Origin of the sequence: Neolewinella maritima, from assembly GCF_923081025.1 — a bacterium.
Classification (GTDB): domain Bacteria; phylum Bacteroidota; class Bacteroidia; order Chitinophagales; family Saprospiraceae; genus Neolewinella; species Neolewinella maritima.
On sequence record NZ_CAKLPZ010000001.1, the window covers coordinates 197,441 to 218,109 of the forward strand.

The 20,669-nt window shown below is 61.9% G+C and carries 17 protein-coding genes; 15 read left to right on the forward strand and 2 right to left on the reverse strand.

Annotated elements, in window-relative coordinates; all coding sequences use genetic code 11:
• Positions 1–22: 22 nt before the first annotated feature.
• The gene (locus tag MJQ68_RS00870) at positions 23–1,267 is read right to left on the reverse strand and encodes a cation:proton antiporter (RefSeq protein WP_238749081.1); all 1,245 of its coding nucleotides are present in this window, start codon (positions 1,265–1,267) and stop codon (positions 23–25) included.
• Between the two features lie 180 nt (positions 1,268–1,447).
• Here MJQ68_RS00870 and MJQ68_RS00875 point away from each other — a divergent pair, with 180 nt between their 5' ends.
• The 14 genes from MJQ68_RS00875 to der all read left to right on the forward strand — a co-directional run bounded on the left by MJQ68_RS00875 (position 1,448) and on the right by der (position 18,873).
• Complete coding sequence (locus tag MJQ68_RS00875; RefSeq protein WP_238749082.1) at positions 1,448–4,507, forward strand: SusC/RagA family TonB-linked outer membrane protein; 3,060 nt, start codon at positions 1,448–1,450, stop codon at positions 4,505–4,507.
• Positions 4,507–5,985, forward strand: coding sequence for a RagB/SusD family nutrient uptake outer membrane protein (locus MJQ68_RS00880; protein WP_238749083.1), 1,479 nt, complete (start codon positions 4,507–4,509; stop codon positions 5,983–5,985). The genes MJQ68_RS00875 and MJQ68_RS00880 overlap by 1 nt, the downstream gene beginning before the upstream one ends.
• A 26-nt stretch (positions 5,986–6,011) precedes the next feature.
• A complete protein-coding gene (locus MJQ68_RS00885; RefSeq protein WP_238749084.1) occupies positions 6,012–8,036 on the forward strand; it encodes a PKD domain-containing protein in 2,025 nt (674 codons plus the stop codon).
• A gap of 67 nt (positions 8,037–8,103) precedes the next feature.
• Positions 8,104–9,759, forward strand: a complete 1,656-nt coding sequence (locus MJQ68_RS00890; RefSeq protein WP_238749085.1) for a glycoside hydrolase family 16 protein — start codon at positions 8,104–8,106, stop codon at positions 9,757–9,759.
• Between the two features lie 15 nt (positions 9,760–9,774).
• Complete coding sequence (locus MJQ68_RS00895; RefSeq protein ID WP_238749086.1) at positions 9,775–10,575, forward strand: glycoside hydrolase family 16 protein; 801 nt, start codon at positions 9,775–9,777, stop codon at positions 10,573–10,575.
• 56 nt (positions 10,576–10,631) lie between these two features.
• On the forward strand, positions 10,632–11,690 hold the full coding sequence (locus MJQ68_RS00900; RefSeq protein WP_238749087.1) for an ion channel: 1,059 nt from the start codon (positions 10,632–10,634) through the stop codon (positions 11,688–11,690).
• Between the two features lie 44 nt (positions 11,691–11,734).
• The gene (locus MJQ68_RS00905; RefSeq protein WP_238749088.1) at positions 11,735–12,400 is read left to right on the forward strand and encodes a hypothetical protein; all 666 of its coding nucleotides are present in this window, start codon (positions 11,735–11,737) and stop codon (positions 12,398–12,400) included.
• Between the two features lie 69 nt (positions 12,401–12,469).
• Complete coding sequence (locus MJQ68_RS00910) at positions 12,470–12,763, forward strand: type II toxin-antitoxin system Phd/YefM family antitoxin (protein ID WP_264758988.1); 294 nt, start codon at positions 12,470–12,472, stop codon at positions 12,761–12,763.
• On the forward strand, positions 12,753–13,025 hold the full coding sequence (locus MJQ68_RS00915; protein ID WP_238749090.1) for a Txe/YoeB family addiction module toxin: 273 nt from the start codon (positions 12,753–12,755) through the stop codon (positions 13,023–13,025). The genes MJQ68_RS00910 and MJQ68_RS00915 overlap by 11 nt, the downstream gene beginning before the upstream one ends.
• Positions 13,025–13,639 carry a ribonuclease HII gene (locus MJQ68_RS00920; protein ID WP_238749091.1) on the forward strand — a complete coding sequence of 205 codons (615 nt, stop codon included), beginning with the start codon at positions 13,025–13,027 and terminating at the stop codon, positions 13,637–13,639. Before MJQ68_RS00915 ends, MJQ68_RS00920 begins: the two co-directional genes overlap by 1 nt.
• Positions 13,640–13,714: 75 nt before the next feature.
• A complete protein-coding gene (locus MJQ68_RS00925; RefSeq protein WP_238749092.1) occupies positions 13,715–14,206 on the forward strand; it encodes a (2Fe-2S)-binding protein in 492 nt (163 codons plus the stop codon).
• Positions 14,199–15,218: an FAD binding domain-containing protein gene (locus tag MJQ68_RS00930; RefSeq protein ID WP_238749093.1), complete on the forward strand. Its 1,020-nt coding sequence runs from the start codon at positions 14,199–14,201 to the stop codon at positions 15,216–15,218. The genes MJQ68_RS00925 and MJQ68_RS00930 overlap by 8 nt, the downstream gene beginning before the upstream one ends.
• Before the next feature lie 12 nt (positions 15,219–15,230).
• The gene (locus tag MJQ68_RS00935) at positions 15,231–17,468 is read left to right on the forward strand and encodes a xanthine dehydrogenase family protein molybdopterin-binding subunit (RefSeq protein ID WP_238749094.1); all 2,238 of its coding nucleotides are present in this window, start codon (positions 15,231–15,233) and stop codon (positions 17,466–17,468) included.
• Positions 17,469–17,571: 103 nt separating this feature from the next.
• Positions 17,572–18,873 (forward strand): ribosome biogenesis GTPase Der, encoded by a 1,302-nt coding sequence (gene der / locus MJQ68_RS00940; protein WP_238749095.1) that lies wholly within the window; start codon positions 17,572–17,574, stop codon positions 18,871–18,873.
• 77 nt (positions 18,874–18,950) lie between these two features.
• Here the strand turns inward: der and MJQ68_RS00945 are convergent, their stop codons facing one another.
• Positions 18,951–19,484, reverse strand: a complete 534-nt coding sequence (locus MJQ68_RS00945; RefSeq protein ID WP_238749096.1) for a quercetin 2,3-dioxygenase — start codon at positions 19,482–19,484, stop codon at positions 18,951–18,953.
• A gap of 73 nt (positions 19,485–19,557) precedes the next feature.
• On the opposite strand from MJQ68_RS00945, the gene MJQ68_RS00950 reads away from it, so the two are divergent.
• Positions 19,558–20,622 (forward strand): dipeptide epimerase, encoded by a 1,065-nt coding sequence (locus tag MJQ68_RS00950; RefSeq protein WP_238749097.1) that lies wholly within the window; start codon positions 19,558–19,560, stop codon positions 20,620–20,622.
• The last annotated feature ends 47 nt before the right edge of the window (positions 20,623–20,669 follow it).

Genomic DNA, 20,669 nt, shown 5'->3' on the forward strand with positions numbered 1-20,669 from the left:
AGCGCGGTCGCGGGTGCGGGGCTTAGGTCCGCCGCAGCATCCGCCCGATCATCCGTTCGATGGTGAGTCCCTGCACGAGGATCGAGAAGACGACGACGATGTAGGTCATGACCAGGAACATTTCCCGGTTCATCTCCGGAGCCAGGCTCAGGGCCAGGGCGATGGAGATGCCACCGCGCAGTCCGGCCCAGGTCATGATCGAAGTGGTGTGGGGTGTGAACTGCAGCCTGCGTTCGAAGATCCGTACGGGGAAGTACAGCGAGGCGTAGCGGCACAGCAGCACGATCGGGATGGCCAGCAGTCCGGCCGTGATGTAGGTGATGTCGTAGTTAAGCACCAGCAGTTCCATGCCGATGAGCACGAACAGGATGGCGTTGAGCAGGATATCGATGAGCTCCCAGAACTTGTCTACGTACTGCTCCGTAGTGGCCGACATGGCGCTGGCCCGTACCCGGTCGTTGCCCACCAGCAGTCCGGCAGCCACCATGGCCAGCGGGGCCGACAGGTGCAGGTGCTCGGCCACTACGGTACCCACCATGACCGCCGCCAAGGTGATGATCACCTCGGTGCTGAAGTCGTCGATGGACTTGAGCAGCCGGAAGGTCACCCACCCGAGCAGCAAGCCCAGCAGCAATCCGCCACCCACTTCCTGGGCGAATAGCTTGGCAATCGCCAGGGGCTCCACCGACTCACCCGGCAGGGCCGCGATGCCGAACAGGGTAAGAAAGAGCACCACACCTACGCCGTCATTGAACAGCGACTCACCGACGATCTTGGTCTCCAGGTTCTTGGGGGCATTGGCCTCCTTGAGTATACCCAGCACCGCAATGGGATCGGTGGGGGAGATGATGGCCCCGAAAAGCAGGCAGTAGAGGTAGCTGACCGGAGCACCCAGTAGTTGTAGTAGGTAGTAGACGGTAGTAGCGATGAGAAAGGTAGAGACCACTACGCCCAGCGTAGCGAAGGCGATGACCGGCCACCGCTGTTTTTTGAGCTCGTTGAAGTTGGTGTGCAGCGCCCCGGCGAAGAGCAGGAAGCTGAGCATGTAGTCCATCAGCACCGTCTCGAAGTTAATTTGCCGCACCAGCTCGGCCTCGGCGCGCAGCAGCGTATCGTCGAAGTAGCTCAAGCCCAGTACGCCCAGGGTGTACAGCAGCGTGATCAGCATCAGCCCGATCGTGGTGGGTAAGCGGAGAAAACGGACGTTGAGGTAGCCGAATACGGCGGCCAGGAAGACCAGTCCGGCGATGATGGGATAGTAGTTCATAGGGTAGATGGGTACAGCTTAGTTGCGCAACCGCCCGCGCCGCTGCTTGTGCGGCTTTGACGTGCATCATTCATATCTCAATGACGGTCACGGGATACAGCGGATTATGAGTAATTTTGCCGGAGCTTACCTAGCGTTCCACTCCGCCATTGCGGGAGGGAGCGGTCAACCCCACGCTGCATGCCCAGATTTATACTGTTTGTCGTCCTCCTCGGGGCGAATTTCGGCCTTTTTGCCCAGTCCTTCCCCCTTAGCGGTACAGTATTAGACGCAGAAAGCGGCGACCCCCTCATCGGCGCCAGCGTGATCGTAGACGAAGCAGTTGAAAGCGGCACCCTCCGGGGTACGGTCACGGACATCGACGGGAGCTTTCAACTGGCCGACATCACCACCGGCACCGTACTACGGATCACTTACACCGGCTTCGTACCCACTACGGTAACCGTAGCCAGTGCCGAGCCCCTCACCATCTCATTGGGCACCGACGTACAGGCACTCGACGAAGTAGTGGTGATCGGCTACGGTACCCAGCGGAAGCGCAGCGTCACCGGGGCGGTCTCGACGGTCGACTCAGAGACCATCGACGAGCTAAAGCCCGTGAAGATCGAGCAGGCCCTGCAGGGTACGGTCGCCGGCGTGAACGTCACCACCCAGTCGGGCGCGCCCGGCGCCGGACTAAATATCCGCATCCGGGGGGTAGCCACGAACGGACAGAACGCCCCGCTGGTCATCATCGACGGCTACCAGGGTGACCTGAGTACGGTCAACCCCTCCGACGTAGCTACCATCACCGTACTCAAGGACGCCCAGGCGGCGGTCTACGGTACGATCGGTGCCAACGGCGTCATCCTGATCACCACCAAGACGGGCGAGCGCAACCAGCCTACCCAGCTGCGCTACAATACCTACTACGGCACCCAGGAAACCTCGCGCTCCCTCAACCAGCTCAACGCCACCGAGTATGCGCTGCTGCTCAACGAGGCCTACGCCGCCGGTGGACAGGCCCTGCCCTTCCCGGATGCCTCCGGACTCGGCTTCGGCACCGACTACCAGGACGAAGTATTCGAGAACGCCCCCATCCTGAGCCACGACCTGACCGCGTCCGGCGGCAGCGATAAGATGACCTATTCCATTGGCGGATCGTACCTGGATCAGGACGGTATCATCGGCGGCGACAAGGCGGGCTTCAGTCGCGCTACTGGCCGGGTTGCCCTGGGGGTAGACCTCGCCTCCCGCCTCAAGCTGTCCACCAACGCCATCTTTACCAATATCTCACGCCGCTCCCTCAGTGAGGGCGGACTGGGATCGGTGCTCTTCAACGCTCTCAACGCACCACCTACCCTGCCCCTGCGCGATGCGGACGGCGCATTCAGCCTGGTGCCCAGTACGCCGGGACTCGGTATCGAGGTCATCAACCCCGCCGCCCAGATCGCCAATACCTTCAACGACTACACCCTCAACAAACTGAACGGACAGGCTACCCTCGACTACAGCGTAGTAGACGGCCTGACCCTTACCGGCCGCGTAGGCTTCAACACCTCCAACAGCGAGAGCCGCAACTTCAACAAGCGGCTCAGCTATGGAGGTAAGGTCTTCGATGTGACGCGCAGCAGCGTCAATCAGAATCGGATCAACGACAACAACTACTCCCTGGACCTCTACGGTACCTACGTAAAGACCCTGGGTGGTAACCACAATCTGACCGCTACGCTGGGTACTACGGTGTACCGCGAGCTGGGCGACGGACTGTTCGCGACCGGCTTCGACGTACCCAACAACGACTTCGAGTTTGCCGACCTCAGTCTGGCCACCGGCACCAGTCCGGAAGGGGCCCGCGACGTAGGCAGCTACTCCTACGACGAGCGGCGGCTGTCGTACTTCGGCCGGGTGCAGTACGACTACGCCGAGCGCTACTTCCTCACCGCCATGCTGCGCCGCGATGCCTCCACCAAGTTCGGTCCGGAGAACCGCACGGCCTACTTCCCCTCCTTCACCGCGGGCTGGATCGCGCTGGACGGCGAGCGCCTGAGCGGCAACAGTCCCATCGACCTGCTCAAACTGCGCATCAGCTACGGTATCCTGGGTAATGACCAGATCCTTAACAACGGCTACATCGGTACCCTAAGTGGAGAGGCTACCTACGTCTTCGACGGCATACTGGTCAACGGTACCGCCATCGGTGCCCTGCCCAACCCCGCCCTGCAGTGGGAGGAGGCCAAGAAATTCAATACCGGCTTCGACCTGAACCTGCTCGACTACCGCGTCACGATCACCGCCGACTACTTCGTCAATACCCGCGATAAGCTGCTGATCAGCAACATCCCGGTGTCGGGCATCGTCGGCACGGCAGCCCCGGGCGCGGCGGCCCCCACGGTCAACGCCGGTGCGGTACGCAACAGCGGGTTGGAGTTCGCGATCAACTACCGGCAACGCATCAACAGCGACTGGCGGGTAAACCTCAGCTACAACTTTGCCACCCTGGACAACGAGGTGCTAGAGGTCAACAACGGCACCGGCTTCATCGAGGGTGGTGGCTTCGGCGTAGGCCAGCTGGCCCCCTCACGCATGGAGGTCGGTCTGCCCATCGGCTACTTCTACGGCTACCAGACGGACGGCATCTTTCAGACGGCCGGCGAGATCGAGGGTGCCCCCTCCCAGACCGCCCTCGGTGCGGCCGCCCAGCCGGGTGATCTGCGCTACGTAGACGTGAACGGCGACGGCGTCATCGACCCCAACGACCGCACCTACCTCGGCGACCCGATCGCGGACCTCACCATGGGCTTCAACGCACAGGTGGAATTCCGCCGCTTCGACTTCACGGCCTACGCCTTTGCCAGCCTGGGCAGCGAGATCGTACGCAACTACGAGCGCGCGCTATCGGATGTGAACCGCCTCGACTACTACCTCCAGCGCTGGACCGGACTCGGCAGCACCGATGAAGTACCCCGGGTCACTACCGCCGCTACGGCCAACCAGGTGTTCTCCGACTTCTACGTTGAGGACGGCTCCTTCCTGCGCCTGCAGACCGTAACCCTGGGCTATACCCTGCCGCTGGCCATCGGCAAGCGCGACAACTCCAGCCTGCGCCTGTACTTCAGTGGGAACAACCTGCTGACCGTGTCCAACTACCTCGGCTACGACCCGGGGGCATCCTCCGGTGCACCCATCGGTGGGGGCATCGACTTCGGCTTTTACCCCATCGCCCGCTCCTTCCTCGTCGGTGCTAACCTCAGCCTGTAATGCTATCGCTCATGCCAAGTAACATCAAACTCATCCTGTGCGCTGCACTGCTGGTCCTCACCGCCGCTTCCTGCGAGGAGGAATTCATCGACCGCGACCCGGTGTACTCCATCGACTCGGAGAACTACTTCAATTCGGAGTCTGACTACTACAATGCTTTGATCGCCGCCTACGACCTGCTGCAGCCCAGCTACCTGAACGTCATGCTCGGTGAGATCGCCTCGGACAATACCCTAGCCGGCGGCGAGAGCGCCAACGACGTGATCGGTATCCAACAGGTGGACGATATGATCCACACCCCGGTCAACGACCAGCTCGATAACATCTGGGACTGGATGTTTGCCGGAGTCAACCGCGCCAGCTTCTTGCTGGAGTTCCAGGATAAGATCGACTTCGAGGGCAAGGCCCAGCTACTGGCCGAGGCACGCTTCCTGCGGGCCTACTACAATTTCGAACTGGTGAAGTGGTTCGGTCCCATTCCGCTGAAGGAGACCCGCTTTTCCCTGGGTGACGAGACGAGCATCCCACGCTCTCCGGTCAGCGCAGTCTACGACTTCATCGAAGCAGACCTCATGGCCGCTATCTCCGAGCTCGCTGTTACCGCCCCCCAGGTGGGTCGCGTATCCCGGGGTGCCGCCCAGGCCCTGCTGGGTAAGGTGCACCTGTACCAGGAAGAATACACGGACGCCGCCCGGCTACTGCAGGAGGTGATCAACTCGGGCAACTACCGCCTGACGGACGACTACGACCAGATCTTCGAGCTGGCCGGCGAGCACGGTCCCGGCTCGGTCTTCGAGGTGGAGTACACCGATGCGGAGGGCGCGGGCTTCGGCTGCCTACAGTGCAGCGAGGGCAACGTGGCCGTGGGTTTCAACGGGATCCGCAACTATACCGGACCCCTGTTCGACGGCGGGTTCAGCTTCAACGTGCCGGTACAGGAAGTGTACGACGCCTTCGCACCGGGTGACGGGCGCCGCGACGTAGCCATCCTGAACATCGACGCCTGGGCCGAAGAGACCGGGGCCAGCTTCGGCATCGGCTTCGAGCACACCGGCTTCTACAACCGCAAGTACATCGCCCGGAAGGGAGACAGCAACATCGGTGACCAGAACCTGACCAACCCCAACAACTACCGGTCCATCCGCTACGCCGACGTGCTGCTGATGGCCGCCGAGGCGCTCAACGCAACCGGGCAGGACGAGCAGGCCCGCGACTACCTCAATCAGGTGCGCCGCCGTGCCTTCGGTGATATGGACCACGACATCAGTGCATCCGGAGACGCCCTGCGCGACTTCATCCTGGCCGAGCGCCGGCTGGAGCTAGTCGGGGAGGGCCACCGCTTCTTCGATCTGGTGCGTACCGGCCGGGCCGCCGCCGCCATCGACGGTTTTACTACGGGCAAGCACGAGCTGTTTCCCATACCCTTCCAGGAGATCCAGTTCTCTAATGGCAACTGGACCCAGAACCCCGGCTACTAATGGGCCGCCCCAAAACACTCCTTCCGATGAACTTCTCGCACGGCCTTTACATCCTGTTCTTTTTCCTGCTGATCAGTAGCTGCGAGGACGAAGTATTCCTGCCCGCCCTCGATGAGGCGGCGCTCCCCAGCGACCTGTCGCTGGCCTTCACCGTCGCTCCCGACAACTCCGGTACGGTGACCATCCTGCCGCAGGGACAGGCCGTTACCTCCTTCACCATCGACTACGGCGACGGCACCTCGATGCCCGAGACCGTCGCGCCCGGCGAGACCGCCTCCCACGTCTACGGCGAGGGCACCTACACCGTCACCCTGGAAGCGATGAACATCAACGGGCAGACCACCTCGATCACGCAGGAACTGACTCTGAGCTTCCGGGCTCCGGAGAACCTGAACGTTTCGGTCGTCCCGACGCCCGGTAACCCCCTGTCCATCGATGTAAGCGCCACGGCCGATCAGGAGACCAATTTTCTGGTCACCTTCGGGGAGGACCCGGAAGCGGAACCCGTGTCCTTTCAGGAGGGCGAAGTGGTCAGCTACACCTACGGTTCTACCGGCACCTATGAGCTGATCGTGCGGGCACTGAGCGGCGGAGCCGCCTCGGTAGCGGACACGGTCACCGTGAATATCGACAACCCGCTTTTCCTGCCCCTCACCTTTGAGGACCCGACCAAGGACTACAACTTCCAGGCCTTCGGCGGAGCATCCGTAGAGGTAGTGGATAATCCCGACGCTACCGGACTGAATACTACGGCCCGCGTAGCCCGCCTGACTAAGGCAGAGAACGCGGAGACCTTCGCCGGTGCGCTGATCGAAGTGGGCCAGCCCCTCGATTTCAGTAGCGTACAGCAGCTGCGGATGCTGGTCTACTCGCCCGATGCCGACATTCCCGTACTGCTCAAGCTGGAGAATGCCAGTGATCCCGATGTATTCGCCGAAGTGACGGCCAACACCACCGTAGCCGGTGCGTGGGAGGAGCTCGTATTCGACTTCAGCGGTGCCGATCTGACGCAAGAGTTCACCAAGGTGGTCGTCTTCTTCGACTTCGGTACGCCCGGAGCGGGCAAGGACTACTACTTCGACGAGCTTAGTTTGCAGGCCAGCGGGCCGGAACTGGCCCTGCCCCTCACCTTCGAGTCGAGCGAGCTGACCTACGAGTGGTTCGGCTTCGGCGGAGCTACGGCCGGGGTCATCGACAATCCGGTCGCGGGGGGAAGCAACAGCAGCGCTCGCGTGGTCACCATCAACAAGGCCAGCGGGGCGGAAACCTTCGCGGGTGCCGTACTGGAACTGCCCCGGCCGCTCGACTTCACCGGCGGCGGCGCACTGAGCATGCAGGTCTGGTCGCCCCGGGCGGGCGTGCCCGTACTGCTTAAGCTCGAGAACGCCACCGACCCCAATACCTTTGTCGAGGTCACGGTCAGTACCACGGTAGCCAGCAGCTGGGAAACCCTCACCTTCGACTTCAGCAGCGGTGACCTGAGCCGCGAGTACTCCAAGCTGGCGGTATTCTTTGACTTCGGTGCGGCCGGTGTGGGCGAAGACTTCTACTTCGACGACATCCGCTACGCCGGGGAGGAAGACACCCCCCTGGGCCTGCCCCTCACCTTCGAGGAGGCGGCAGCTACCTACACCTTCACTGCCTTTGGCGGAGCGGAGGCCATGGTAGTTGCCAATCCCGACCTAAGCGGTATCAACACCAGCGCACAGGTAGCCACGATCAATAAGGCGGACGGCGCGCAGGTCTTCGCCGGTGCCTTCGTCGAGCTGCCCACGCCCATCGACTTTGGCGGGCGCACGACCTTTAGGATGAAGGTGTGGTCTCCCGTCGCCAATATCCCCGTATTGTTTAAGCTGGAGAATGCGACTGATGCCGACATCAATGTGGAGGTGACCGCCACAACGACGGTCGCCAGCCAGTGGCAGGAGCTCACCTTCGATCTAGCCGCCGGCGACCTCAGTCAGTCGTACAGCAAGGTGGTCGTGTTCTTCGACTTCGGTGCGGCCGGTACCGATACGGACTACTACTTCGACGACATTCGCCTGGAGTAGCCTGCATCACCTTCGCACCCGCGACCCCGCCCTTTTTGTGTAGCCAACCCCCTATAATCTTACGATCATGAAAGTCCATCACCTCCTGCTGTTCCTGGCCCTTACCCTGCTGGGGTGCGAACAGGAAGATTATGCGTTTGGCGACATCCAGGCCCCCACCAACTTGCAGGTCGACGTAGAAGTAGTGGGCGAGTCCGCCGCTACCCCCAACGGCGACGGCAGCGGCACGGTCATCTTTACGGCTACCGCCGACAATGCGATCACCTACAAGTACGTCTTCAGCGACGGTACGGAAGAGCTGGCGCCCAGCGGCCGGCTGACCAAGCGGTTCAGTCAGGTGGGCACCAACACCTTCCAGGTCACCGTGGTAGCCTCGGGCACTGCCGGTGTATCCACCACGGCGACTACCGAAGTGACGGTGGAGAGCACCTTCAGCGACGCCGAGGCCGTGCAACTGCTGGCCGGAGACGGCAGCAAGACCTGGTACTGGGCCGCCGACGAGCCGGGGCAGCTCGGTGTAGGGCAGAACGACGGCAATGCCGACCAGAACTACTTCGCCAACTACTACCAGGCCGCCCCCTTCGAGAAGGACGGTGCCGCGGAAAGCCAGTGCCTGTACGAAGACGAGCTGGTGTTCAGCCGGGACGGCGACCGCCTCTTCTACACGCTCAATAACTTCGGCATGACCTACTTCAACGCTGCCTACCAGAGCGTAGCGGGCGGCTCGGCGGGCTTCGATTTCTGCTACGACTACACGGTGCAGGACGACCCCCAGCTGGTGGCGCTGTCGCCCTCCGAATCCGTAGTCGCGGCTAACGGCATACCCGGACAAACGCGCGGTACCCTGCTGAACTTCACCGAGGGCGGCTTCATGAGCTACTACATCGGGGCCAGCACCTACGAGATCCTCTCCCTCACCGAGAACCGCCTCGTGGTGCGGGCAGAGCAGGGTGATAACCCCGCCCTGGCCTGGTATCACGTCTTCACCACCACCAAGCCCGCCCAGGGCACCAGTGGGGAGGAGCCGGTCTTCGAGCAGCTCGTGTGGGCCGATGAATTCGACGGCACTTCCCTGGCCGATACTTCCTGGAGCTACGACACCGGCACCGGCAACAACGGCTGGGGCAACGGGGAATCCCAATTTTACACCGACCGGGAAGAGAACCTATCGGTAGCCGACGGTCTGCTGACGATCACCGCCCAGCGGGAGAACTTCAGCGGCTCGGACTTCACCTCCAGCCGGATCGTGACCGAGAACAAGTTTGAATTCACCTACGGCCGGGTAGAAATCCGCGCCAAGCTGCCTACCGGCGGCGGTACCTGGCCGGCCCTCTGGATGCTAGGCGCTGACTACGACACCAACACCTGGCCGGCCTGCGGCGAGATCGACATCATGGAGCACGTCGGCAACCAGCAAAACCGCATCTTCTCCTCCCTCCACTACCCGGGCAACTTCGGCGGTAATGCAGCCACCGAGAGCACGGTGGTGCCCACGGCGGAGGATGAGTTCCACGTGTACCGCGCCATCTGGTCGGAAAGCAGCATCCGCTTTTTCGTCGACGACGAGCTCTACCACACCTTCAACAACAGCGCGGGACTGCCCTTCGACTCCGACTTCTTCCTGATCTTCAACGTAGCCATGGGCGGCAACTTCGGTGGGGCCATCGATGCGGCCTTCCAGCAGTCCAGTATGCAGGTCGACTACGTGCGGGTGTACCAGTAGCCGTAAGTTTGCGGCATGACACGATCACTCCTCCTGCTGCCCCTGGCCCTTCTCTTACTTCACTGCAACCGGGCGGGGAACGCAGGTGCGGTAGCGGAGGAAACGGCCGAGCGACAGCTCCTCTGGGCGGATGAGTTCGACGGTGATTCACTGTCCACGGCCGACTGGAACTTCGAGCTGGGCGACGGCTGCCCGAACCTCTGCGGGTGGGGCAATAACGAACGGCAGTCCTACACCCGGAGCAACCACCGCCTGGAGGACGGTCACCTGATCATTACCGCCCGCAAGGAAGGGACGGACTACACTTCTACCCGGATCACTACCAAGGACAAGCAGGCCTTCCAGTACGGCCGCATCGAGACCCGCGCCAAACTACCGGTCGGGGAGGGGCTATGGCCCGCCTTCTGGATGCTAGGCGAGAACATCGGCGAGGTCGGCTGGCCCCTGTGCGGCGAGATCGACATCCTGGAGTACGTCGGCCGCGAACCGGGGGAGATTTTTACTACCCTGCATACGCAGGCGAACCACGGCGATAATGGAAGCTCGAAAACCACGGCCTTTCCCGATATCGAGGAGGGCTTCCACCGCTACGCCGCGGAGTGGACGGCCGAGCAGATCACCTTCTACGTCGACGACCAGCTGGTCTTCACCTTCGACCCCGAGCAGCGGACGGAGGCCGTGTGGCCCTTCGATCAGCCCTTCTACATCATCCTTAACGTGGCCGTGGGGGGCAACTTCGGTGGTCCTGAGGTAGACGATACCGTCTTCCCCCAGGAATTCGTGGTGGACTACGTGCGGGTGTACGCGCCACTATAGGGGTACGGAACCGTTCAGTACCCAACATATCCCCCGCCCGATCCGCTTTGTGTACCATGAGAGCATTTCTGGCCTTCGTACTATTAGTTAGTCTATACCAACCCGTAAGCGCTCAGGCAGACAGCAGCGCCACCCTCCGCGTAGGTATCGTGGAGCGTGCCCCCCACGCCATGCAGGATGATCAGGGTAACTGGAGTGGGCTGGCCGTAGAGTGCTGGCGCCAGGTCGCTGAACGGGAGCAGCTGACCTACGAATGGGTGAGCGTGGAAGAGCGCGACAGTCTACTGCCCCTCGTAGGTCGGCGGATCGACGTACTCCTACAGGCCCCCGTGACCGCCAACGGAACCCGTGAGGTAGACTACCTGCAACCCTACCACACGACCACCCTGGCCGTAGCACAGCCCAAGCGCAACAGCATCTGGCAGGTGGCCCGTAACCTGTTTTCGCTACAGTTTTTTTACATCGTGCTCGCCCTGTCTGCCCTGCTCATCCTGATCGGCACGGCGATGTACTTCCTGGAGCGGGGGGGCAACGAGGACCAGTTCGGCGGCGAGCGCAGCGTGGCAGAGGGCGTCGGGGCCGGCTTCTGGTGGGCCGGTGTCACGCTCACTACCATCGGCTACGGCGATAAGGCACCGCACACCCTCGGTGGCCGCATCGTGGCCATGCTCTGGATGCTGACCGCCCTGGCTCTCACGTCTAGTCTGACCGCCGGCGTGATCAGTGCGCTAAACAAGGATTCCACCATCAGCTTCCCCGACGACCTACGGAATAAGACGGTGGGTGCTACCGCTCACTCCCAGGCTGCAGAGTATCTGGAGGATCAGGACATCAGTTTCCGGCCCTTCGATACCGCCCTGGACGGGCTACAGCAACTCAATAAGGGCGAGATCGACCTGTACGTGGACAATACCTCCGCCATCCGCTACGCAGTGAATAGCCATAAGGCCGTCGCGGCTAATATCCAGTCGACCGCCACCCGACCCCAGTCGCTAGCCATTGCCGTGGAGAAGGGCAGTCCGCTCCGTGATCGGCTGGATGCGGCGGTCGTGCGGGTCACGCTCTCGGAAAGCTGGCGCGAGGCGCTCACCGAATACGGGGCGATAGCGGAGTAGGCCGGGGGCAGTATATTCGTGAGGCACTACTAAATCAACACATCATGCGGCAGCTTATCCTATTTCTCCTCCTGGCGGGCACCTTCACCGCCTGCACGCCAGAGGCACCTGCGGAAGAAGGCACCGCGGAAACGTCCAGCGACGTAGCGGTCACTACCGACGAGAACGAGCAGGAAGCAGCCTGGACGGACATCACCTCCGACGAGGCCCGCATCGCCACCGCCCTCCTGGCCGCCCCGGAGGCCAGCCGGTCGGGGGCCAAGGTGATCGGGTACAATGCGGCCGGTGAGCTGGTCACCTTGCGGGAAGGCACGAATGAATTCATCTGCCTGGCCGACGACCCCGGCAAGGACGGCTTCAACGCCGCCTGCTACCACCGCGACCTCGAACCCTTCATGGCCCGGGGCCGGGAGCTCAAGGCCGAAGGCAAGACCCCCCCGGAGATCGACGCCATCCGCGAAGCGGAGGTGAAGGACAAGACCCTCGCAATGGCCCCGACCGGCGCCACGCTACATATCTACTACGGACCGGAAGTCCGCTACGACCCAACCACCGGCGAAGTAGAGCAGGCGAAGTACCGCTACGTGGTGTACATGCCCTACGCGACGGCCGCGTCCACCGGTCTGCCGGAATCCCCCGTAGCCCCCAACCACCCCTGGATCATGGATCCGGGCACCCACCGCGCACACATCATGATCTCGCCGCTGTAGCGCAACTTGTACGTAATGTTGTACGTTTGTAAAAGCGTAAAAGCGTAAAAGCGTAAAAGCGTAAAAGCGATGCAGGCGATCACCGTATCTAAGTTTAGGTCTAACATGAAGCACTACCTGGATGAGGTAGAGGACTCGAGCGAGACCATCCTGATACCCCGCAGCGGGGAGCGGAAGGGCGTGGTACTGATGGGCCTGTCAGAATACAACTCGCTGATGGAAACGATGCACCTGAGGTCGTCTCCAGCCAATCACCAGCGACTGCTCGAATCGATTGCGGAAGCCGAGCGGGGTGAGCTGCGTACCGTACCCATAGAGGAGATCGATCGTATGGTGGAGGAGCGAATTACGGATGGAGATTAGTTTCTCTACCCGTGGCTTCGACGACCTACTTCAATTGCTGGAGCGGGAGCCTAAACTAGCCCGTAAGCTGGCTAGATTATTACGCGAAATCCGCAAGCATCCCTTCACCGGTACCGGTAAGCCCGAACCGCTCAAGCACGAATTCTCCGGGTGGTGGTCCAGACGCATCAACCAGGAACATCGCCTGGTATACCGGATCACCACGCGGGAAGACGGAGATCAAGTCTGTGAGATTGTGCAGTGCTTCACTCACTACGGCTGATGTTACTCCCCTGCCACCTCCCCGACCGCCACGAAGCCGGCTGCGATGAAGCCGGCCGCGGTTGCCTGGCTGGTCCCGTATTCGCCGCCGCCGTCATTCTGCCCCCCGGCTATTCCAATCCTGAGCTCAACGACTCTAAACAGCTCGGCACCCGCGACCGCGCCCGCCTGCGTGAGCAGATCGAGCAGGATGCCCTGGCCTGGGCCGTAGCCAGCTACTCCGTAGACGAGATCGACCGCCACAACATCTTTCAGTCCAGCTACCGCGCCATGCACCGGGCACTGGACCGCCTCGCCACGCGGCCCGACTTTCTGCTCATCGACGGCAAGTACTTCATCGACTACCCGGGGGTGGAGCACCTGTGCGTGATCAAGGGCGACGGTAAGTACCAATCCATCGCCGCCGCCGGCATACTAGCCAAAACCCACCGCGACGCGCACATGCTAGGCCTGCACGCCACCTACCCGCAGTACGCCTGGCACACCAATCAGGGCTACCCCACCCGGGCCCACCGCCAGGCCATCGAGGCGTACGGGGCCACCCGCCACCACCGCAAGAGCTTCACCCTGCTGGCCGGCGGCAAGCCGTACACCCTGTTCGACGACGAAAAGTAACCGCCGCGGCCGCAGGTGCGAACGAACAAGCGGGGATCGAATACCGCTTCATTTAAGTTGATCCCACCACCACCCATGCCCAACCGACCAGACCCCCCTACCCGCGCGGTAACCCTCACCGTCAACGGTACTGCCCGAACCGTACACGTAGCCCCCTGGGTCTCCCTGCTCGATACCCTGCGCGACCACCTCGACCTGACTGGCAGCAAGAAGGGCTGTGACCACGGACAGTGCGGTGCCTGCACCGTGATCTGCAACGGACAGCGCATCCTGAGCTGCCTGACCCTGGCCGTGATGCAGGACGGCGCTGAGATCACCACCATCGAAGGGATCGGTGCGGAGGGTAAGCTGCACCCGCTGCAGGAGGCCTTCATCGCGTACGATGCCTTCCAGTGCGGCTACTGCACCCCGGGGCAGATATGTAGTAGTATCGCTATGATCGAAGCGGGTCACGGCAACACCCGCGAGGAGGTCAAGGACCTGATGAGCGGCAACCTCTGCCGCTGTGGGGCAAACACTAATATCATCGACGCCATCATGGCGGTAAAGGACGGCGCGCATGAATAATTTCGATTACCTCAGAGCAGGCACCATCAAGGAAGCCGTCCGGGGGATAGCCACCCAGCCCGCCAACCAGTTCATCGCCGGAGGGACCAACCTGATCGACCTCTGGAAGTACGACCTGACCCACCCGGCCCGTCTGATCGACCTCAACGGACTCGACGAGCTCAAGACTATCACCGAGCTGCCCGATGGCGGTCTGCGACTGGGGGCCCTGGTCAGCAACAACGCTACCGCCTACCACCCGATCGTGGAGGAGCGGTACCCCCTGCTGTCACGCACCATTCTGGCTGGAGCTACTGCCCAGATCCGCAACAGCGCTACGAACGGAGGAAACCTACTGCAACGCACTCGCTGCTACTACTTCTACGACGTAGCCTCCCCCTGCAACAAGCGGGTGCCGGGCTCGGGCTGTCCGGCCATCGAGGGGCAGAACCGACTGCACGCCATCCTGGGGGAGAGCGCGCAGTGTATCGCCACCCATCCCTCCGACATGGCCGTAGCCCTGGCCGCACTCGAAGCGGTGGTGCAGGTGACCGGTCCGGAGGGCCAGCGGTCGATCCCCATCGCCGACTTCCACCGCCTGCCGGGCAATACCCCCGAGCGAGACAACACCCTGGCGGCCGACGAGCTTATCACCTCCATCGACCTGCCGGCTACCGGCTACGCAGCCCACCACAGTTACCTGAAACTGCGCGACCGCAACTCCTATGCCTTTGCCCTGGTCAGTGTCGCTACCGGCCTGGAACTGGAAGACGGTAAGATCACCCGCGCCCGTATCGCAGTGGGTGGGGTAGCCCACAAACCCTGGCGTAAGCCGGCGGCCGAAGACGCGCTGATTGATAAGGAACCAAGCCCGGAAGCCTTCGGGGCTGCCGCCGACATCTTACTGGCGGGCGCTACCGGCTACGGCCACAACGACTTCAAGATCGAACTGGCCCGCCGTGCCATCATCCGCAACGGGGCGATGGCCCTCGACCCCTCCTGTCAGCGCCCGGGCGCACAACCCTCTCTCTAAGCCACCACCCCCATGAAGAAGCACGAAGAAATAGGCAAGCCCCGCCGCCGCATTGAGGGCGCCCTCAAGGTGAGTGGTCAGGCCAAATACGCAGCGGAGTACCAAGTACCTGATCTACTGTACGGCTACATCGTCAACGCGACGATCACCAAGGGACGAATCACCCACATCGACGAAACGGCCGCCCGCACGGTGGGTGGGGTAGTGGATATCTTCCACCACGACCACCGAAGCGATCTGCCGAAGTTCGATATGCTGTACAAAGAGATGGACGCCCCGCCGGGCTCGGCCTTCCGCCCGCTCTACGATGCGGAGGTCAAGTCTAACGGACAGCCCATCGCGCTCGTCGTAGCCGAAACCTTCGAAGCAGCCCGCTACGCGGCCTCCCTACTCGAGATCAGCTACGCGGAGGAAGCCTTCGACGTGGATCTAAAGGAGAACCTGCACCAGGCAAAGAAACCCTCCAAGGGACTAGCGACCCTTATCAAACCCCTGCCGCCGGGTCCCCGTGGCGACTTCGAATCCGCCTACGCCAGCGCGGATGCTCGCTTTGAGGGAGAGTTTTTGCACGGCTCGCAGCACCACAATCCGTTGGAGCTATTTGCTACCACTACGGTGTACGAGGGGGAGGGCAAACTGACGATCTACGATAAGACACAGGGAACGACCAACTCACAGGTCTATGTGAGTAACCTGTTCGGACTGCGCTTCAAGGACGTGCGGGTCATCGCGCCCTTCGTAGGCGGTGGCTTCGGCTCGGGCCTGCGACCGCAGTATCAGCTCGTGCTCTGCGTGATGGCGGCTTTGGAGTTGAAGCGGAACGTACGGGTGGTCATGGACCGCAAGCAAATGTTCACCTTCGGTCACCGGCCGGAGACCGTGCAGCGTACCCGCTTCGGTGCTACGGCCGATGGCGAGCTGACGGCCATTAATCACGTAGCCCTAGCCGAAACCTCTCGCTTTGAGGACTACAACGAGGTGGTCGTCAACCACGCCAATATGCTCTACCCGGCCGGCAACGTGACCCTGGAGTACAAGCTCGTCCCCCTGGACCGCTTCACCCCCCTCGACATGCGCGCACCGGGCGGCAGCACCGGTATGCTGGCCATCGAGACGACCATGGATCAGCTGGCCGACCAGCTCGGCATCGACCCCCTCGAGTTCCGCCTGCGCAACTACGCCGAGCGGGACGTGAGCTCCGACAAACCCTTCTCCAGCAAGGAACTGCGGGAGTGTTACCGGCAGGGTGCCGAGCAGTTCGGCTGGTCGGAACGTAAGCCCACCAGTGAGCAGGGTCGTCGGGGTAATCGACTGGTAGGCCACGGCATGAGCTCGGGCATGTGGGACGTGATCGCACTACCGGGAACGGCCACCGCCGAGTTTACCGCCGATGGGAAGCTGATCGTACGCAGTGCCGTCACCGACAACGGGCAGGGTACCTATACCGTGATGAGCCAGATCGCGGCCCATGAGCTCGGTCTGCCGCTAGAGGCCGTGACCTTCGAGTACGGCGACAGCAAACTGCCGCTATCTCCTATCCAGGGGGGCTCCTACACGACCGGCGTGATCGGTTCGGCCGTGAAGGCTAGTTGTCGGGCACTGAAGAACGAGCTGTTCAAACTCGCCCAGATTATGGATGGCTACCCACTCGGCAACGCCCTGCCGGAGGATGCCGTGTTTACCGACGGGGCGATCGTACTAAAGGAAGCCCCGCATACGAAGATTAGGCTTACTGACATCATCGCCTTCAATAAGGGGAAAGCCGTCACGGCTTCTAAGTCTAACATCCCCAACGTATTTAAGCTCAAGCAGTACACCCGGGCGTCGCACTCGGCCTCCTTTGTGGAGGTAGAGGTGGATGAGCAGCTCGGCATCATCAACGTCACCCGCGCGGTCACGGTGGTGGCGGCCGGCCGCATCATGAATCCGCAGACCGCCCGCAGTCAGATTCTGGGCGGTATGGTCTGGGGCATCAGCATGGCCCTACGCGAAGAGACCCTGCTCGACCCCCGGCTCGGCAAGTACATCAATACCAGCCTCGGGGAGTACCACCTGCCGGTACACGCCGACATCCACGACCTGGAGGTGATCTTCGTCGAGGAGCACGATACCATCATCAATGAGCTTGGTGCCAAGGGCATCGGCGAGATCGGTATGATCTCCATGGCCCCGGCCATCGTCAATGCCGTTTACAACGCTACGGGCAAGCTGGTGAAGGTGTTTCCGATCAAGGTGGGGGATTTACTATAAGGGTACCCTGAGTTCACCTTAGCCACCTACCTTTGTCCCATAGCTGTGCTAGCGCTGTGGCAACTTTGTGTTGAACCCTGTGGCACCGTGTTTAATTCTCCCCATGGACATCGTAGCAATAGTAGGCCGCCCCAACGTAGGCAAATCCACCCTCTTTAACCGCCTGATTGGCGAGCGGCAGAGCATCGTCGACAACCAGAGCGGCGTGACCCGCGACCGGCAGTACGGACAGAGCAACTGGAACGGCAAGGAGTTCGCCGTAGTCGATACCGGGGGCTTCGTGCGCAATAGCGATGACGTCTTCGAGGCCGCCATCCGCGAGCAGGTCATCATCGCTATCGAGGAGGCTACGGTGATCATCTTTATGGTCGACGTCACTACCGGAATCACGGATCTGGATGAGGAGGTCACCCAGCTCCTGCGCCGCACCGACAAGCCCGTACTACTGGCCGTCAACAAGGTCGACAATAACCGCCGCCAGCTGGAGGCCAATGAGTTTTGGGGACTGGGCTTCGAGCAGACCTTCTTCCTCAGCTCCATCACCGGCAGCGGTACGGGCGAGCTGCTCGACGTAGCCGCTGAGTACATCACCGTGCGGGAGGAGGAGCCGAGCGAGCTCATGCAGCTGGCTATCGTCGGTCAGCCCAATGCCGGTAAGTCCAGTTTCATCAATGCCCTGCTCGGCGAGGAGCGCAATATCGTCACCGATGTGGCCGGCACCACCCGCGACAGCATCAACAGCCACTACAATAAATTCGGCAAGGAATTCATCCTCATCGATACCGCCGGCATCCGCAAGAAGGCCAAGGTGCACGAGAACCTGGAGTACTACTCCGTCATGCGCGCCATCCGCGCCATCGAGAAGGCCGACATCTGCGTACTCATGATCTCCGCCGTCGATCAGGTAGAGGCCCAGGACCTGGCCATCTTCCGCCTCGCCCAGAAGAATAATAAGGGCATTGTCATTGCCATCAATAAGTGGGACCTGGTCGAGAACAAGGAGACCAATACTGCCCGCGACCTGGAGCAGGAGGTACGCCGCCGCTTCGCCCCCTTCAACGACCTGCCCGTCGTATTCATGAGCGTCACCGAGAAGCAGCGTATCATGAAGACCATCGAGGCCGCCGAGCAAGTCTACGCCAACCGCACGCGCCGCATCCCCACCTCCCAGCTCAACGACGTGATGTTACCGGCCATCGAGCGCTTCAATCCACCCAGCTCCCGCGGTCGCGTCATCAGCATCAAGTTCGTCTCCCAGCTCCCCCTGGCCTACCCCGCCTTCGCCTTCTTCTGCAACCACCCCCAGCACATCAAAGACAGCTACAAGAACTACCTGGAGAATCAGCTACGCGAGCACTTCGACTTTACGGGGGTGCCGATCACTATCTTCTTCCGGCAGAAGTAGTGTAGTGAGGTAATTCTGTGGCTCTGTAGGCTGATGGGATAGGCATCGGAGCTGGCGGCCCACCGCACTCTGCGGGCTTACACAAAGCGTATCCCGTACCGGCCACAGACCTCCGTTACCGTTGCCATATCGGGCGGGCCGGGCGGCAACTCCCCTAGTTCGGCAAACATCGCCTCCAGGCCGGCGGGGAAGACCGACAGCAGTACCCTCGTAGTGGACGATCCGATGGTGCGCCAGGAGTGCGGTACCCCGCGCGGTCCGAAGGCCAGGTCGCCGGCCTGCAGTACGGTAGTCTGGTCACCGACGGTTAGTTCCAATTCTCCCGCAAGTACGTAGAAGACTTCATCCTCGTGTTCGTGTATGTGTGGAGGGATCTGGACCCCGGCCGCGTTGTCTTCCTCGATGAGGGTAAAGAGGCCGTTGGTGTCCTCGGCGGTGAGCTTGATGCGCATCCGGTCACCTAGTACCGTCACCGGACGACCTTCATCGCTACGTACGATGCGCGGTAGTGTGCTTAGCCGAGCGCTACCCGGATGGCTGGCCGCGGGACTGCCGAAGATTGCAGTGATGCCCACGGCGAGGGAGGTACGAAGGAAATTTTTGCGTTGCATGCCTGGGGGAGTTTGCACCTTTATCCCTAATCGACCGCAGGCGTTACGCAGGCGGGGGCCTCATTTCTATCCCATGCACCTCAGTATCCACCCCTACGACCTCCCCCTCCGGGACCCCTTCCGCATCGCCCACGAAAGCCGTACGGTGCAGCCCACCCTCATTGTAGAACTGCGGGACGAAGCCAGTGGCCTGTCCGGACTTGGGGAAGCCCCCATGACCCGCTACTACGGGCTAGAGACGGCTACCTGCACCGCCCTCCTGGAAGACCTAGCACCCGCGATCGCGCCCTGGACCGTGGAAGACCTGGACGTACTGGGCGTAGAGGGACTACTGCGCGACCTGCCCACTGAGCTGAACCCCTTCCTGCGCTGCGCGATTGACGTGGCCCTGCATGACCTGTATGCCAAGCAGGCCGGTAAACGACTCGGTACGTTATGGAAGCAGAACCGCCGCCGGATGACGCCGACCTGCTACACCATCGGTCTGGCCCCGTTGCCGGAGATGGTGCGTAAGCTGCGGGCTACCCCCTGGCCGGTGTACAAGATCAAGCTCGGCGGGGGAGGCGATGACGTCAATATCATCCGGGAGCTACGCAAGCATACGGATGCCCCCTTCTACGTGGACGCCAACACGGGGTGGACCGCCCGGCAGACCATCGACCACGCCATCCATCTGAAGGAACTGGACGTACAATTTATCGAGCAGCCGCTCCGGCCGGAGGATGTGGCGGGCCAGCAGCTACTGAACCGCCACTGCGTACTCCCCGTGTTCGCCGACGAAAGCTGCCAGACGGAGGCCGACGTGGACCGCTGTGCGGACCTGTTCAGTGGCATCAACATCAAGGTGGTCAAGTGCGGTGGACTCCTGCCCGCCCGCCGGATGATCGACCGGGCGCGTGCGCTTGGTCTGGGCGTTATGGCCGGCTGCATGACCGAAAGCAGCGTAGGCATCAGCGCCATCGCCCAGCTACTCCCCGAACTCGACTATGCCGACCTCGACGGGGCTATGCTACTGGCTCACGATCCGGCCGAGGGTGTCACCTTCGACCCCCAGACTGGCTATGCCCTATACCCCGACCGCCCCGGCACCGGCGCCCTCCTAACCAGCGCAGCGTCTACCGAGCCGAAGGCGATCTAACCAGCGCAGCGACTAACCAAGCCGCAGGCTTAACCTTTCCATGCAAA

Coding starts and splice junctions, on each gene's coding strand:
- MJQ68_RS00870 (WP_238749081.1), bottom strand. CDS start 1,267: ATGAACTACTATCCCATCATCGCCGGACTGGTCTTCCTGGCCGCCGTA.
- MJQ68_RS00875 (WP_238749082.1), top strand. CDS start 1,448: ATGCCCAGATTTATACTGTTTGTCGTCCTCCTCGGGGCGAATTTCGGC.
- MJQ68_RS00880 (WP_238749083.1), top strand. CDS start 4,507: ATGCTATCGCTCATGCCAAGTAACATCAAACTCATCCTGTGCGCTGCA.
- MJQ68_RS00885 (WP_238749084.1), top strand. CDS start 6,012: ATGAACTTCTCGCACGGCCTTTACATCCTGTTCTTTTTCCTGCTGATC.
- MJQ68_RS00890 (WP_238749085.1), top strand. CDS start 8,104: ATGAAAGTCCATCACCTCCTGCTGTTCCTGGCCCTTACCCTGCTGGGG.
- MJQ68_RS00895 (WP_238749086.1), top strand. CDS start 9,775: ATGACACGATCACTCCTCCTGCTGCCCCTGGCCCTTCTCTTACTTCAC.
- MJQ68_RS00900 (WP_238749087.1), top strand. CDS start 10,632: ATGAGAGCATTTCTGGCCTTCGTACTATTAGTTAGTCTATACCAACCC.
- MJQ68_RS00905 (WP_238749088.1), top strand. CDS start 11,735: ATGCGGCAGCTTATCCTATTTCTCCTCCTGGCGGGCACCTTCACCGCC.
- MJQ68_RS00910 (WP_264758988.1), top strand. CDS start 12,470: ATGCAGGCGATCACCGTATCTAAGTTTAGGTCTAACATGAAGCACTAC.
- MJQ68_RS00915 (WP_238749090.1), top strand. CDS start 12,753: ATGGAGATTAGTTTCTCTACCCGTGGCTTCGACGACCTACTTCAATTG.
- MJQ68_RS00920 (WP_238749091.1), top strand. CDS start 13,025: ATGTTACTCCCCTGCCACCTCCCCGACCGCCACGAAGCCGGCTGCGAT.
- MJQ68_RS00925 (WP_238749092.1), top strand. CDS start 13,715: ATGCCCAACCGACCAGACCCCCCTACCCGCGCGGTAACCCTCACCGTC.
- MJQ68_RS00930 (WP_238749093.1), top strand. CDS start 14,199: ATGAATAATTTCGATTACCTCAGAGCAGGCACCATCAAGGAAGCCGTC.
- MJQ68_RS00935 (WP_238749094.1), top strand. CDS start 15,231: ATGAAGAAGCACGAAGAAATAGGCAAGCCCCGCCGCCGCATTGAGGGC.
- der (WP_238749095.1), top strand. CDS start 17,572: ATGGACATCGTAGCAATAGTAGGCCGCCCCAACGTAGGCAAATCCACC.
- MJQ68_RS00945 (WP_238749096.1), bottom strand. CDS start 19,484: ATGCAACGCAAAAATTTCCTTCGTACCTCCCTCGCCGTGGGCATCACT.
- MJQ68_RS00950 (WP_238749097.1), top strand. CDS start 19,558: ATGCACCTCAGTATCCACCCCTACGACCTCCCCCTCCGGGACCCCTTC.